The organism is Streptomyces sp. B21-105 (assembly GCF_036898465.1).
Taxonomy (GTDB): domain Bacteria; phylum Actinomycetota; class Actinomycetes; order Streptomycetales; family Streptomycetaceae; genus Streptomyces.
Genome location: NZ_JARUMJ010000001.1, coordinates 6,469,504 through 6,483,646, shown reverse-complemented (window position 1 = coordinate 6,483,646; position 14,143 = coordinate 6,469,504). Strand labels below are relative to the sequence as shown.

The following is a 14,143-nucleotide window of genomic DNA, read 5'->3' as shown; positions in this document are numbered from 1 at the left end:
CAAACCAGTCAGCTGCGCGCGGTCCTGCCGTTCCTGCCGTCCTGCCGTTCCGCGGTTCCCGCGGTTCCTGCCGGGACGTCCCGCCGGCCCGGTCACTCCGCCGGCGTCACGCTCGCCCTGAGCAGTCCGTACGTGTACGCGTCCTCCAGAGCCTGCCAGGACGCGGCGATCACGTTCTCCGCGACGCCCACCGTCGACCACTCCCCCGCCCCGTCCGTCGTGGAGATCAGGACGCGGGTGGTGGACTGGGTGCCGTGGACGCCCTCGAGGATGCGGACCTTGTAGTCGACCAGCTCGAGCTTGGCCAGCTGCGGGTAGATCTTCTCCAGCGCCACCCGCAGCGCGCGGTCGAGGGCGTTGACCGGTCCGTTGCCCTCCGCCGTGGCGACGATCCGCTCGCCCTTGGCGTACAGCTTGACGGTGGCCTCGTTGGCGTGGCTGCCGTCGGGGCGGTCCTCGACGATGGCCCGCCAGGACTCCACCTCGAAGTACTTCAGCGGGCTGCCCTCGACCTCCGCGCGCAGCAGCAGTTCGAAGGAGGCGTCCGCCGCCTCGTAGGTGTACCCCTGCAGTTCGCGCTCCTTGACCCGTTCGACGACCCGGCCGACCAGTTCGCGGTCGCCGCCCAGGTCTACGCCGAGTTCCTTGCCCTTGAGCTCGACCGAGGCGCGGCCGGCCATGTCGGAGACCAGCATCCGCATGGTGTTGCCGACCTGCTCGGGGTCGATGTGCTGGTAGAGGTCGGGGTCGACCTTGATGGCCGAGGCGTGCAGGCCGGCCTTGTGGGCGAAGGCCGAGACGCCGACGTACGGCTGGTGCGTGGACGGGGTGAGGTTGACGACCTCGGCGATCGCGTGCGAGATACGGGTCATCTCGCGCAGCCGCCCCTCGGGCAGCACCTTCTTGCCGTACTTGAGCTCCAGGGCGGCGACCACCGGGAAGAGGTTCGCGTTGCCGACCCGCTCGCCGTAGCCGTTCGCCGTGCACTGCACGTGCGTCGCGCCCGCGTCCACCGCGGCCAGCGTGTTCGCCACCGCGCAGCCGGTGTCGTCCTGGGTGTGGATGCCGAGCCGGGCGCCGGTGTCGGCGAGGACGGTGGAGACGACCGCCTGCACCTGCCCCGGCAGCATGCCGCCGTTGGTGTCGCACAGGACGACCACGTCGGCGCCGGCCTCGGCGGCGGCCCGCACGACCGCCTTCGCGTACTCGGGGTTCGCGCGGTAGCCGTCGAAGAAGTGCTCGCAGTCGACGAAGACCCGGCGGCCCTCGCCCTTCAGGAAGGACACGGTGTCGCTCACCATGGCCAGGTTCTCGTCCAGCGTGGTGCGCAGGGCCAGTTCCACATGCCGGTCGTGGGATTTCGCGACCAGGGTGATGACCCCCGCACCCGACTCCAGCAGCGCCCTGACCTGGGGGTCCTCCGCCGCCTTCGCGCCGGCCCGGCGGGTCGCGCCGAAGGCGACCAGCTGGGCGTGCCGGAAGTCGATCTCCTCCTGCGCACGGGCGAAGAACTCGGTGTCGCGCGGGTTGGCGCCGGGCCAGCCGCCCTCGATGAACCCCACTCCGAAGTCGTCCAGGTGACGGGCGATGGCCAGCTTGTCGGCGACGGTGAGGTTGATGCCCTCACGCTGGGCGCCGTCCCGCAGGGTGGTGTCGAAGACGTGGAACGAATCGTCGAGTTCGCTGGTTGCGGTCATGGTCTGAAGACTCCTGTGTTGGACCTCGGTCGTTACCGGAATGACCGGCTCCACCATCCCCCCATGCTCCCTCGCGCTCTCGCTCCTGGCTGTGGGTGGTGCCAGAAAAGCGAAAAACCCCTCGCGGGTGCGAGAGGTCTGCGCGCGGGTCGAGGACGACGATGGCCGCCCGTACCTGGTCGTACGTGGCGGTCACTGCGGACCGGCGCGCCTGCTGCCAATAATCGTGGCGAACGAGAGCACGGGGGAAGTCTGACACAGTCCGTCCGCCTGCTCACCCGGTGTCTCAGGATGCGAGCGGCGTGTGCCCGGACCTCTGCCGGGAGACGCTCATCGGGCCACGGCGACGGCACGTCCCGGCCGGGGCCGGCCGGGACGTGGTGACGTCCGGTGCGGCCCCGGCCCGGCCCGGTGGGGCGTGCGGGCAGCGCGCGTGCGGGGTGGGCGTGCGGGCGGTCAGCCCAGGCGGTGCATCCAGCCGTGCTTGTCCTCGGCCGTGCCGCGCTGGATGTCCAGCAGGGCCTGCCGCAGCCGGAGAGTGACCTCGCCGGGCTCGCCGCCCGACTGCTGCCACTCGCCGCCGGTGCGCTTGACCGTGCCGACCGGGGTGATCACGGCGGCGGTGCCGCAGGCGAAGACCTCCGTGAGGGTGCCGGCGGCGGAGTCCTGCTGCCACTGGTCGACGGAGACACGGCCCTCCTCGGCCTCGTAGCCGAGGTCGCGGGCGACGGCGAGGAGACTGTCGCGGGTGACGCCCTCGAGAATCGAGCCGGTGAGGGACGGGGTGACGATCTTGTTTCCGTAGACGAAGTACAGGTTCATGCCGCCGAGTTCCTCGACCCATGTGCGCTCGACCGCGTCGAGGTAGCAGACCTGGGCGCAGCCCTGCGCGGCGGCCTCGGCCTGGGCGAGCAGCGAGGCGGCGTAGTTGCCGCCCGTCTTGGCGTCGCCCATGCCGCCGGGGACGGCGCGGACGTGGTCCTCGGAGACCCAGATGGAGACCGGCTTGACGCCGCCGGGGAAGTAGGCGCCGGCCGGTGAGGCGATGACGAGGAAGAGGTACTCGTTGGCCGGCTTGACGCCCAGGCCGACCTCGGTCGCGATCATGAAGGGTCGCAGGTAGAGGGATTCCTCGCCGCCGTGCGCGGGCACCCAGTCCTTGTCCTGGGCGACGAGCGCGTCACAGGCCTCGATGAACGTCTCGACCGGCAGCTCGGGCATGGCGAGCCGGCGGGCGGAGCGCTGGAAGCGCTTGGCGTTCTGGTCGGGCCGGAAGGTGGCGACGGAGCCGTCGGGGCGACGGTACGCCTTCAGGCCCTCGAAGATCTCCTGCGCGTAGTGCAGGACGTTGGTGGCCGGGTCGAGCGGGATCGGCGCGTACGGAACGAGCTGGCCGTCGTGCCAGCCGCGGCCCTCGGTCCACTTGATCGTCACCATGTGGTCGGTGAAGTGGCGGCCGAAGCCGGGGTTCGCCAGGACGGCCTGCCGCTCGGCGGCGGAGGTGGGGCTGGCGGAGGGCTTGAGCTCGATCGTGGGCGTCGTCATGAGTGGTTGTCCTTCACCGGTTGTGTGTGACGGGCCGCGCTCACGTCCGTACGGCCGATGGCCGGTGGTAGGACGTCCGAGCATTCCCTCATACCGCGGCTCCGCGTTCGATTATCGCAAGAGACGGGCGACGGCCGAAAAACGGCGTGAATGCGACCCAGGGTTGATGGTGACACCCGGCGGGGGACATGCGGAAGCCGCCGGGCGCGCTTGCGACCCGGCGGCTTCGAGGCAGGCTCTCGAGCGGCGCGGGTCAGCCGGTTACTCGTACGGAGAGCGCGTCGCCGATCTCGGAGGTGCTGCGCGCGGGCAGCGAGCCGCGCTCCCCGAGGTCCGCGGAGACGGCGTCCTCGATGCGGGCGGCCTCGGCCTCGTAGCCGAGGTGGCGCAGGAGCAGGGCGACGGACAGGACCGTGGCGGTGGGGTCGGCCTTGCCCTGGCCCGCGATGTCCGGGGCCGAGCCGTGCACCGGCTCGAACATGGACGGGAACTCGCCGGACGGGTTGATGTTCCCGCTGGCGGCGACGCCGATGCCGCCGGAGACGGCCGCGGCGAGGTCGGTGATGATGTCGCCGAAGAGGTTGTCGGTGACGATGACGTCGAACCGGCCCGGGTCGGTGACCAGGTAGATGGTGGCCGCGTCGACGTGGATGTAGTCGGTGGTGACGTCGGGGAACTCCGCGGCCACCTGGTTGAAGACGTTCGTCCACAGGTGACCGGCGAAGGCCAGCACGTTGTTCTTGTGGACGAGCGTGAGCTTCTTGCGGGGGCGGGCCTGGGCGCGGGCGAACGCGTCGCGGACCACGCGCTCGACGCCGAACGCCGTGTTCACGGAGACCTCGGTGGCGACCTCGTGCGGGGTGCCCTTGCGGATCGTGCCGCCGTTGCCGGTGTACGGGCCCTCGGTGCCCTCGCGGACGACGACGAAGTCGATCTCGGGCTGACCGGCCAGCGGGGTGGCCACGCCGGGCAGGAGCTTCGACGGACGCAGGTTCACATGGTGGTCGAAGGCGAAGCGCAGCTTGAGCAGGAAACCCCGCTCCAGGACGCCGGAGGGGACGCTCGGGTCGCCGATCGCGCCGAGCAGGATCGCGTCGTGCTGCTTGAGCGCGTCCACGTCGGCGTCGGTGAGGGTCTCACCGGTGGCGTGGTAGCGCCGGGCGCCGAAGTCGTACTCCTTGGTCTCCAGCTTCACGTCCTGCGGGAGGACGGCGGAGAGGACCTTGAGACCTTCGGCCACGACCTCCTGGCCGATGCCGTCACCGGGGATCACTGCGAGATTGAGGCTGCGAGACATGCGGGAACCCTACTCCTCGTCCCAGGTGATGACACGGACCGTCCGCCATCCGGACATCCCCCGACGTGTCGGTACGCCCGGCGGGGGCGGCAGGGAGTTGAAGGGTGCGGCGGGAGGCGAGGTGCGGCGCGGGGCCCGAAGTCCCGTTCGGGCGCCCGCGCCGCGCCCCACGTGGGTGCGGCTCCCGGACTGCGGGGGGCGGGGCCGGCTCAGTGTCCGGTCTCGCCTCCGTTGTCGCGGCGGTCGAGGGCGCGCTGCAGGGCGGCGGCGGCGTTCCTGCGGTCGGACTCGCTCGCACGGGAGATGTGACGGACTCGGCGGCGGACGGTCGTCTCGGCCATGGGGAATCGACTCCTTCGAAATCCAGGGAGTGCCAAAGGGGATGCGAGACGCCGGAAGAGGCGGGGAGCGGGGGCCGCAGGGGTTGCCTGCACGGGGCCCGGCTCTCGACCGCCATTCGCTTGGTCGAGCGAGACGTTCGGCTCCTACAAAGCTAAGCGAGGAGCGCGCGCCTGTCTCTACAATTACTCGGACTTCCTACTATCTGAGACGGCGCCGGTCAGAGGCGCCGGTCAGACGATCGACGCCACCGCGTTGCGGAAGCCCTCGGGGTCCTCCGCCCACGGCAGATGGCCCGCTCCCGCCAGGGTCACCCGGCGCACATGGGGCAGGGCGCGCTCCAGCGAGTCGACCGCCGAGCGGGGCCGGATGTCCCGGGCGCCGTCGACGATCAGCACCGGCGCCTCCAGACGCCGGCAGGCCGCGTACAGCTCGCAGGTGCCCCAGTCCCGTGCGCGCTCGGCGTTGAGCGCCGCGTTGCACACGGTGTTGACGCCGAACCAGGGGTCGGCCATGCGCTCGGCGTGTTCCGGGGCCCGCCGTCGGTCCTCGAACTCCACGGACCACTGGATCAGCGCCCGCTCACGGCTGCCGTTCGGCGCCTCCCGCCAACGGGCGAGCAGTTCGGGGGCCTCGCCGAGCCGGGCGAGGAAGTTCGCCTTGTAGGCGGGGTGCCAGTCGGTGTCGGGGCCGATGCCCGTACCGCTCACGTAGATCAGCGCGCGCACCCGCCCGGCGTGGGCCAGGGCGTAGCTCAACGCCAGTTGCGCGCCCCAGGAATGCCCGAGCAGGGTCATCCTCCCGAGGCCGAAGTGCCGCCGTACGGCCTCCAGGTCGGCGACGAACCGCTCGGTGGTCCACGGCCCGTCGCACCGCTGCGAGCGCCCGCAGCCGCGCTGATCCCAGCGGATCGCGTCGGACAGCGGGGCGGGCAGGGCCGTCAGGTCCTCGAACATGTCCCACAGCCCGGGTCCGCCGTGGCACAGGACCAGCGGGTCGGCGGTGCCGCTGCGGGACGCCCACAGGCGGACTCCGTCGTCCGCGAGCACGCTCTCCATGCGGGCAGTGTGCCGAACGGGCCGGGTCTGCGGAAGACCGGCCCGTTCGGGTGCGCGGGTGCGCGGATGCGCTGTGCGCCGTCAGCCCATGTGCGGGTAGGTGTGGTCGGTCGGCGGGACCAGCGTCTCCTTGATGGCGCGGGTCAGCGTCCAGCGCATCAGGTTCTGCGGGGCGCCGGCCTTGTCGTCGGTGCCGGAGGCGCGGCCGCCGCCGAAGGGCTGCTGGCCGACGACGGCGCCGGTCGACTTGTCGTTGATGTAGAAGTTGCCGGCCGCGTAGCGCAGCTTCTCCATCGTGTACGCGGCGGCTGCGCGGTCGTTCGCGATGACCGAGCCGGTGAGCGCGTAGTCCGAGACCGACTCCATCTGGGTCAGCATGGCGTCGTACGCCTCGGCCGAACTGTCGTCGTACACGTGCACGGCGAGGAACGGGCCGAAGTACTCGGTGGTGAAGACCTCGTTCTCCGGGTCGGTGCACTCGACGACGGTCGGGCGCACGAACCAGCCCACCGAGTGGTCGTAGGTGCCGCCCGCGACGATCGTGCAGGCCGGGTCCGCCTCGGCGCGGTCGATCGCGGCCTTGTTCTTGGCGAAGGAACGCTCGTCGATGACCGCCCCGATGAAGTGGGACAGGTCGGTGACGTCGCCCATGGTGAGGGCGTCGACCTCGGCCGCGAACTCCTCCTTGAAGCCGGAGTTCCAGATCGACGCCGGGATGTAGGCCCGGGAGGTCGCGCTGCACTTCTGGCCCTGGTACTCGAAGGCTCCCCGGGTGAGGGCCGTCTTCAGCACCGCGTGGTCGGCGCTCGGGTGGGCGACGACGAAGTCCTTGCCGCCGGTCTCGCCGACCAGACGCGGGTAGGTGCGGTACTTCTCGATGTTGGCGCCGACCGTCCTCCACAGGTGCTGGAAGGTCTTGGTGGAGCCGGTGAAGTGGATGCCGGCGAGGTCGCGGTGGTTCAGGGCGACCTCGGAGACCTCCAGGCCGTCGCCGGTGACCAGGTTGATGACGCCCTTGGGCAGCCCGGCCTCCTCCAGCAGCCGCATCAGCAGTACGGCGGCGTGCGTCTGCGTCGGGGACGGCTTCCACACGACCACGTTGCCCATCAGCGCGGGCGCGGTCGGCAGGTTGCCCGCGATCGCCGTGAAGTTGAACGGCGTGATCGCGTAGACGAAGCCCTCGAGCGGGCGGTGGTCGAGGCGGTTCCAGACGCCCGGGGAGTTGGCCGGGGGCTGCTCGGCCAGGATCTGCCGGGCGTAGGCGACGTTGAAGCGCCAGAAGTCGACGAGTTCGCAGGGGCAGTCGATCTCCGCCTGCTGGACGGTCTTCGACTGGCCGAGCATGGTGGACGCGGCGAGCGTCTCCCGCCAGGGGCCGGCGAGCAGTTCGGCGGCGCGCAGGATGATCGCGGCCCGGTCGTCGAAGGACATCGCGCGCCAGGCGGGCGCGGCGGCGAGGGCCGCGTCGACGGCGTCCTGCGCGTCCTGCCGGGTGGCGTTGGCGTACGTGCCGAGGCGGGCCTTGTGACGGTGCGGCTGAACGACGTCGAAACGCTCCCCGCCGCCCATCCGGCGCTCGCCGCCGATGGTGCAGGGCAGGTCGATCGGGTTGTCGGCCAGTTCCTTGAGCCTGGCCTCCAGCCGGGACCTCTCGGGCGAGCCGGGGGCGTAGCCGCGCACCGGCTCGTTGACGGGGGTGGGGACCTGGGTCACAGCGTCCATGAGGTCGGTAACTCCTTACTGAGCGTGTTGCGAGCGGGGGTGGGCTCAGCCCTTGCTGACCATCGAGCGCACGAAGAAACGCAGGTTCGCCGGTTTCTCCGCGAGGCGGCGCATGAAGTAGCCGTACCAGTCGGTGCCGTACGCGGTGTAGACGCGCATGCGGTGTCCTTCGGCGGCGAGCCGCAGGTGTTCGTCGCTCCGGATCCCGTACAGCATCTGGAACTCGTACTCGTCGGGCTTGCGGCCGGCCTTGCGCGCGAGTTCCTGCCCGATGGAGATCAGGCGCGGATCGTGGGACCCGATCATCGGGTACCCCGCCCCCTCCATCAGGGTCCGCAGGATCCGGACGTACGCCTTGTCGATCTCGTGCTTGTGCTGGTGGGCGACCTCGGCGGGCTCCTTGTAGGCGCCCTTCACGAGCCGTACCCGGCTGCCGCCGGCGGCGAGCCTGCGGGCGTCGGCCTCGGTGCGGAAGAGGTAGGCCTGGATGACGCAGCCGGTCTGCGGGAAGTCCTTCCGCAGTTCCTCGTGGACGGCGAACATCGAGTCGAGGGTGGTGTGGTCCTCGGCGTCGAGGGTGACGGTGGTGCCGACGGCGGCGGCCGCCTCGACGACCGGACGGACGCCCGCGAGGGCCAACTCGTGCCCTCCGTCCAGCGCCTGGCCGAACATGGACAGCTTGACGGACATCTCGACCCGCTCGCCCAGCTCGAGCTCCCCCAGCCGGTCGACCAGCGCCAGGTAGGCGTCCCGGGCGGCGAAGGCCTGCTCAGGGGTGGTGATGTCCTCGCCGACGACGTCCATCGTCAGTTCCAGACCCCGGCCGGTGAGCTCTTCGATGATCGGGACGACGTCGTCGACCGTCTCGCCGGGGATGAAGCGGTTGACGACCTGTCTCGTCACCGGGGCCGCCGAGATCAGGCGTCGCATCCGGTCGCTGCGCGACGCGGCGAGAATCACGGGACCCAGCACGGGGCACCTCCACAGACCAGCAGACAGAACCACCGTGAAACCTAAGGATCCCTCCGATCGTGGGCCATCGACAGCTGTCACGCATCCGTGCCGCAGATCTCAGACAGATGTATGAAGGATCGGCGGACTGAGGGAGAATGCCCACGTGACGGGCGACAACAAAGGTGACTACCAGGAACTGGTCGACGAGATCTCGGAGCTGCTCGGCGCCCCCGCGACCCTGGAGAACCGCGACTTCGAGCTGATCGCGTTCGGCGTGTACGACAGCGAGGGCGAGCTCGACGCGTCCGCGCTGGACCCGGTGCGCACCCGCTCGATCCTGACCCGCCGCTCCACTGCCGCCGTCCGCTCGTGGTTCGAGGGCTTCGGCATCACCCGGGCCGGCGGTCCGGTCCGGATCCCGCCGACCCCGGAGGCCGGGGTGTACCGGGGGCGCGTCTGCCTCCCCGCACGCCATCGAGGGGTCGTCCTCGGTTACGTCTGGCTGCTGGACGACGAGCCCGGGCCGTCGGACGCCCAGCTGGCGGCCGCGATGGAGGTGACGGCCCGCATCGGCGCCCTGCTCGCCGACGAGGCCCAGCACGGTGCCGACCTCACCCGGGAGCTGCGGGCGGTGCTGACCGCGCAGCCCGGCTGGCCGCGGGACGCGGTGGTGGCGGAGCTGCGCACCGCGCTCGGCGCCCGCGCGGACGGCCCGCACACGATGGTGTGCGTGACCCCTTGGCCGTCCGCCGACCCTGACGACGCCCCCTCGCCGCGCACCCTGCCGGGGGCGACGGCACTGTGCACGGTGCCGCGGGACGGAGAGTCCCAGTCGCTGGCGCTGCTGGTCCGGCTGCGCTCGGCGGACGCCCTCACCCCGGCGACGTCGGCGGCGGCCCGGCTGCTGGAGCGGGCGAGGGAGGTGGCGGCGGGAGAAGTCGCGGCGGGGGTCGCGGCCGGGCGCGTCGGTCTGGCGGGGCTCGGCGCGGCCTGGGAGGAGGCGTCGGCGTCGGCGCGGGCGGCGCTGGCGGAGCCACGGCTCGGGCCCGTGGCGCGGTGGGCGTCCATCGGCCCGTACCGTCTGCTCACCTCGCTGCCCCCGGCGAGCGCCCAGGACCCCGCCGTACGCGCGCTGACCTCCCCCGCCCACCACGAACTGGCCCGCACGGCCGAGGTCTATCTCGACTGCGCGGGCCAGGCCGGCCGCACCGCCGCCGAACTGGGCATCCACCGGCAGACGCTGTACTACCGACTGTCGCGGGTGGAGCAGCTGACGGGCCTGGACCTGGACGACGGCGAGGACCGGCTTCTGCTGCACATGACACTGAAGGCGGGCCGACTCTAGCCGCCCCGGCCGTTCCTCCACTCCTTGCCGCTCATTCCTTCTTCGCGCCCGCGATCACCCGCCGCAGCCCCTCGGTGAGCTGGGCCGCGTCGGTCGCCGTCTCCGGGTCGAAGAGCCACTGGACCATGAGCCCGTTGAGGAGGGTTTGGTAGAAGCGACCCTCCGTGTCGACGGTCTCCTTGTCGAGCTCGGCCTCCGGGACGCCGTTGAACAGGGGCACGATCCCCGACCGACCCTCCTCCTGCGCCTCGGCCAGCAGCTTGCGCACCTCGGGGAGCCGGTCGCCCTGGACGACGAGTTCGAAGCTCATCAGCCAGATCGCCCGCGTCCGCGGCACCGAGTCGATGATGCTCGCCCACACCTCCTGGAACCGTTCCAGCGAGCCCGCGGGCGCCGTCGCCTCGCCGCCCCCGCCCCAGCCAGGGTCGAAGTCGTCGCCGACGCCCTCGATCAACGAGATGTAGGCCTGCGCCAGCAGGGCGTCCTTGGAGCCGTAGTGGTAGCCGATCGACGCCAGGTTGGTCCCCGACTCCTTGACGACGTCCCGTGCGGTCGTCCGCAGGAACCCCTTCTCCAGCAGGCAGCGCTTGGCGCCTTCGAGCAGATCCTCACGATGTCCCATGGCGTCACCCTATCCCCCGATCCATACAACCGTCCTAGACGCTTGATTTACACAATCGTTCTAGACAACCGTTTAATACGTCCGTACAGTCCCCGTCATGACGACGAACCCGACGAGCACCGCCACCACCCCGGCGCCCCGCGCCGGCCGCCGCGAATGGACCGCCCTCGGCGTGCTGATGCTGCCGCTGCTCCTGGTCTCCATGGACGTCTCCGTCCTCTACTTCGCGATCCCGGCCATCAGTGCGGACCTCCACCCCAGCGGCACCCAGCAGCTGTGGATCTTCGACATCTACGCGTTCGTCCTCGCGGGCCTCCTGATGACGATGGGCTCCCTGGGCGACCGCATCGGCCGCCGCCGGCTGCTGCTGACCGGCGCGGCCGCCTTCGGCGCCGCCTCGCTGATCGCGGCCTACGCGGACAGCGCCGGGACCCTGATCGCGGCCCGCGCGGTCCTCGGCATCGGCGGCGCGACCCTGATGCCCTCGACGATGGCCCTGATCCGCACGATGTTCACCGACCCCGGCCAGCGCGCCAAGGCGATCGGCCTGTGGTCCGGGGTGATGACGGGCGGCATCGCCCTCGGCTCCGTGATGAGCGGCGTGCTGGTCGAGTACTTCTGGTGGGGCTCGGTCTTCCTGGTCAACCTGCCCGCGATGGCCCTGCTGCTCGTCCTCGGCCCGGTGCTGCTGCCCGAGTCACGCGACCCCGCCCCGGGCCGCTTCGACTGGCCGAGCGTCCCGCTGTCGATGGCCGCCGTGCTCCCCGTGATCTACGGCCTGAAGGAGATCACGTCCGAGGGCTGGCACGTCGAGTACGTCCTCTCGGTCACCGTGGGCCTGCTCTTCGCGGCCCTCTTCGTCCACCGCCAGCGCACGGCCGCCGACCCGATGATCTCCCCGGCCCTGTTCCGCCGGCCCGGCTTCGCCCCCGCCGTCGTCCTGAACCTCGTCTCGTCGTTCGGGATGCTGGGGTCGGCCTTCTTCACCACGCAGTACCTGCAGTCGGTCCTCGGCAAGAGCGCGCTGGAGGCGGCCCTGTGGGCGCTGCTGCCCTCGGTGCCGATCGGCATGGCGGCCCCGTTGGCCACGTCCCTGGTCCAGAAGGGCGTGGACCGCGCCCACGTCGTCACGGCCGGCTTCGCGACCGGCGCGGCCGGCTACGGCCTGCTGGCCCTCGCCGGCACCGACTCGATGTGGCTCGTGCTGACCGCCGCCGGGGTCCTCGCCTCGGGCATCGTCATGGTCCTCTCCCAGATGACGGACCTGGCGATGAGCGCGGCCCCGGTCGAGCGGGCGGGTTCGGCGTCCTCGCTGCTGGAGACGGGCGCCGAGTTCGGGGGCGCTCTCGGGATGGCCGTCCTCGGCTCCATCGGCACGGCGCTCTATCGCCACGGCATGCCGTCCTCGGCTCCGGCGGAGGCCCGCGAGACCCTCGGCGGCGCCCTGGCCGTCGCCGGCCACCTGCCCGGGCGCACGGGAGACGCCCTGGCCACAGCCGCCCGGGAAGCCTTCACCAATGGCATGCAGGGGGCGGCGATCGCGGGAACGGTGGTCCTCGCGGGTGCCGCGGCCGCGGCGACGACGACACTGCGACAAAGTCGCGTCGGCGACAAGTGACGGCACAAACGAAAACGCCGGGCGGACTGGATCACTCCAGCCCGCCCGGCGTCCACCGTCACGCCACGTTCAGCAAATCCAGCCCGCCCGGCGTCCACCGTCACGCCACGTTCAGCAAATCCAGCCCGCCCGGCGTCCACCGTCACGCCACGTTCAGCAAATCCGGCCCGCCCGGCGTGCACCGTCACGCCACGTTCAGGAAATTGAGCCCGTCCGGCGATTGAGGACGAGGCCCCTTCAGGGCCGAAGCGGGGGCCTGGGGGCGGCAGCCCCCAGAACGTGCGGCGAACCTAGACGAGGTTCACGGCACGAGCAGACGTCGCGCCGATCTCCTCCGCGACCTCCGCCAGCACACCCGCGGGCACCGTGTCGTCCACGGTCAGCACGGCCAGGGCCTCGCCGCCCACGGCCGCCCGGGCGACCTGCATGCCGGCGATGTTGATCCCCGCCTCGCCGAAGACCCGGCCGACGGTGCCGACGACGCCCGGCCGGTCCTCGTACTTGAGGACGACCATGTGGTCGGCGAGCGCGAGGTCGACGTCGTACTCGCCGACCGCGACGATCTTCTGCAGGTGCTTGGGACCGGCCAGCGTGCCGGAGACGGACACCTCCTCGCCGTCCGAGAGCGTGCCGCGCACGGTGACGACGTTACGGTGGTCGGCCGACTCCGAGCTGGTCGTCAGCCGCACCTCGACACCGCGCTCCTGCGCGAACAGCGGGGCGTTGACGTAGGACACCGTTTCGTCGACGACGTCCTCGAAGACACCCTTGAGGGCCGACAGCTCCAGCACCTTCACGTCGTGCTGGGTGATCTCGCCGTACACCTCGACGTCGAGACGGACCGCGACCTCGCCGGCCAGCGCGGTGAAGATGCGGCCGAGGCGCTCGGCGAGCGGCAGACCGGGCTTGACGTCCTCGGCGATGACACCGCCCTGGACGTTCACCGCGTCCGGGACCAGCTCACCGGCGAGGGCGAGACGCACCGACCGCGCGACCGCGATACCGGCCTTCTCCTGCGCCTCGTCGGTCGACGCACCCAGGTGCGGGGTGGCCACGACCTGGTCGAACTCGAACAGCGGGGAGTCCGTGCAGGGCTCCTTCGCGTACACGTCGAGGCCGGCGCCGGCGACCCGGCCCTCCTTCAGCGCCGAGTACAGCGCCTCCTCGTCGACGATCCCGCCGCGCGCGGCGTTGACGATGCGCACGCTCGGCTTGACCTTGCGCAGCGCCTCGTCGCCGATCAGACCGACCGTCTCGGGGGTCTTCGGCAGGTGGACGGTGATGAAGTCGGCGACCTCGAGCAGCTCGTCCAGCGTCAGGACCTTCACGCCCATCTGCGCGGCGCGCGCGGGCTGCACGTACGGATCGTAGGCGACGACCTTCATGCCGAAGCCGGACATCCGCTGGGCGACGAGCGCGCCGATGCGGCCCAGGCCGACGACGCCGAGGGTCTTCTCGGCCAGCTCCACACCGGTGTACTTGCTGCGCTTCCACTCGCCGTTCTTCAGCGCGGCGTTGGCCTGCGGAATGTGGCGGGCGGTGGCGAGCAGCAGACCGCAGGCCAGCTCGGCGGCGGTCACGATGTTCGAGGTGGGGGCGTTGACGACCATCACGCCGGCCTTGGTGGCGGCGGAGACGTCGACGTTGTCCAGGCCGACGCCGGCCCGCGCGACGACCTTCAGCTTGCCGGCGGCGGCGATCGCCTCGGCGTCGACCTTCGTGGCCGAGCGGATCAGGATCGCGTCGACGTCGGCGATGGCCGGGAGCAGTTCGGCCCGGTCCGCTCCGTTGCAGTGCCGGATCTCGAAGTCCGGGCCAAGCGCGTCCACGGTCGCGGGCGACAGCTCTTCAGCGATGAGTACGACAGGTTTCGAGCTCACGTGAGTCCTCACAAGTCCAGAGCGTGCGGACGGCCGTCCCGACGGCCGCAGGCGGAGGAGGGGCTA

The 14,143-nt window shown here is 71.2% G+C and carries 11 protein-coding genes; 2 read left to right on the top strand and 9 right to left on the bottom strand.

All coding sequences use genetic code 11. The annotated features are described in order from the left end of the window. Positions 1 to 92 precede the first annotated feature (92 nt). The 7 genes from cimA to QA802_RS29285 all read right to left on the bottom strand — a co-directional run bounded on the left by cimA (position 93) and on the right by QA802_RS29285 (position 8,630). Positions 93 to 1,697 (bottom strand): citramalate synthase, encoded by a 1,605-nt coding sequence (cimA, locus tag QA802_RS29315; RefSeq protein WP_334528720.1) that lies wholly within the window; start codon positions 1,695 to 1,697, stop codon positions 93 to 95. A 456-nt stretch (positions 1,698 to 2,153) separates the two neighbouring features. Further along, positions 2,154 to 3,242 (bottom strand): branched-chain amino acid aminotransferase, encoded by a 1,089-nt coding sequence (locus QA802_RS29310; RefSeq protein ID WP_334528717.1) that lies wholly within the window; start codon positions 3,240 to 3,242, stop codon positions 2,154 to 2,156. 253 nt (positions 3,243 to 3,495) lie between these two features. Beyond that, a complete protein-coding gene (locus QA802_RS29305) occupies positions 3,496 to 4,539 on the bottom strand; it encodes a 3-isopropylmalate dehydrogenase (protein ID WP_334528714.1) in 1,044 nt (347 codons plus the stop codon). Positions 4,540 to 4,748: 209 nt separating this feature from the next. Then, entirely contained in the window at positions 4,749 to 4,880 is a 132-nt protein-coding gene (locus QA802_RS29300; RefSeq protein WP_334528711.1) for a hypothetical protein, read from the bottom strand. A gap of 231 nt (positions 4,881 to 5,111) precedes the next feature. After that, complete coding sequence (locus QA802_RS29295; RefSeq protein ID WP_334528708.1) at positions 5,112 to 5,936, bottom strand: alpha/beta fold hydrolase; 825 nt, start codon at positions 5,934 to 5,936, stop codon at positions 5,112 to 5,114. A gap of 81 nt (positions 5,937 to 6,017) precedes the next feature. Then, positions 6,018 to 7,658: an L-glutamate gamma-semialdehyde dehydrogenase gene (gene pruA, locus QA802_RS29290; RefSeq protein WP_334528705.1), complete on the bottom strand. Its 1,641-nt coding sequence runs from the start codon at positions 7,656 to 7,658 to the stop codon at positions 6,018 to 6,020. A 45-nt stretch (positions 7,659 to 7,703) separates the two neighbouring features. Beyond that, positions 7,704 to 8,630: a proline dehydrogenase family protein gene (locus QA802_RS29285; protein ID WP_334528702.1), complete on the bottom strand. Its 927-nt coding sequence runs from the start codon at positions 8,628 to 8,630 to the stop codon at positions 7,704 to 7,706. A 145-nt stretch (positions 8,631 to 8,775) separates the two neighbouring features. On the opposite strand from QA802_RS29285, the gene QA802_RS29280 reads away from it, so the two are divergent. Then, the gene (locus tag QA802_RS29280; protein WP_334528699.1) at positions 8,776 to 9,957 is read left to right on the top strand and encodes a PucR family transcriptional regulator; all 1,182 of its coding nucleotides are present in this window, start codon (positions 8,776 to 8,778) and stop codon (positions 9,955 to 9,957) included. A 31-nt stretch (positions 9,958 to 9,988) separates the two neighbouring features. Here QA802_RS29280 and QA802_RS29275 read toward each other — a convergent pair whose 3' ends face one another. Continuing rightward, positions 9,989 to 10,579 (bottom strand): TetR/AcrR family transcriptional regulator, encoded by a 591-nt coding sequence (locus QA802_RS29275; RefSeq protein ID WP_334528696.1) that lies wholly within the window; start codon positions 10,577 to 10,579, stop codon positions 9,989 to 9,991. A 97-nt stretch (positions 10,580 to 10,676) separates the two neighbouring features. Here QA802_RS29275 and QA802_RS29270 point away from each other — a divergent pair, with 97 nt between their 5' ends. After that, positions 10,677 to 12,197: an MFS transporter gene (locus QA802_RS29270; RefSeq protein ID WP_334528693.1), complete on the top strand. Its 1,521-nt coding sequence runs from the start codon at positions 10,677 to 10,679 to the stop codon at positions 12,195 to 12,197. Between the two features lie 290 nt (positions 12,198 to 12,487). Here the strand turns inward: QA802_RS29270 and serA are convergent, their stop codons facing one another. Beyond that, positions 12,488 to 14,077 carry a phosphoglycerate dehydrogenase gene (serA, locus tag QA802_RS29265; protein WP_334528690.1) on the bottom strand — a complete coding sequence of 530 codons (1,590 nt, stop codon included), beginning with the start codon at positions 14,075 to 14,077 and terminating at the stop codon, positions 12,488 to 12,490. Between the last annotated feature and the right edge of the window lie 66 nt (positions 14,078 to 14,143).

What these genes read in the sequence shown, in the direction of transcription:
- cimA (WP_334528720.1), bottom strand. Translation starts at nt 1,697, where the DNA reads ATGACCGCAACCAGCGAACTCGACGATTCGTTCCACGTCTTCGACACC.
- QA802_RS29305 (WP_334528714.1), bottom strand. Translation starts at nt 4,539, where the DNA reads ATGTCTCGCAGCCTCAATCTCGCAGTGATCCCCGGTGACGGCATCGGC.
- QA802_RS29310 (WP_334528717.1), bottom strand. Translation starts at nt 3,242, where the DNA reads ATGACGACGCCCACGATCGAGCTCAAGCCCTCCGCCAGCCCCACCTCC.
- QA802_RS29270 (WP_334528693.1), top strand. Translation starts at nt 10,677, where the DNA reads ATGACGACGAACCCGACGAGCACCGCCACCACCCCGGCGCCCCGCGCC.
- QA802_RS29275 (WP_334528696.1), bottom strand. Translation starts at nt 10,579, where the DNA reads ATGGGACATCGTGAGGATCTGCTCGAAGGCGCCAAGCGCTGCCTGCTG.
- QA802_RS29300 (WP_334528711.1), bottom strand. Translation starts at nt 4,880, where the DNA reads ATGGCCGAGACGACCGTCCGCCGCCGAGTCCGTCACATCTCCCGTGCG.
- pruA (WP_334528705.1), bottom strand. Translation starts at nt 7,658, where the DNA reads ATGGACGCTGTGACCCAGGTCCCCACCCCCGTCAACGAGCCGGTGCGC.
- QA802_RS29295 (WP_334528708.1), bottom strand. Translation starts at nt 5,936, where the DNA reads ATGGAGAGCGTGCTCGCGGACGACGGAGTCCGCCTGTGGGCGTCCCGC.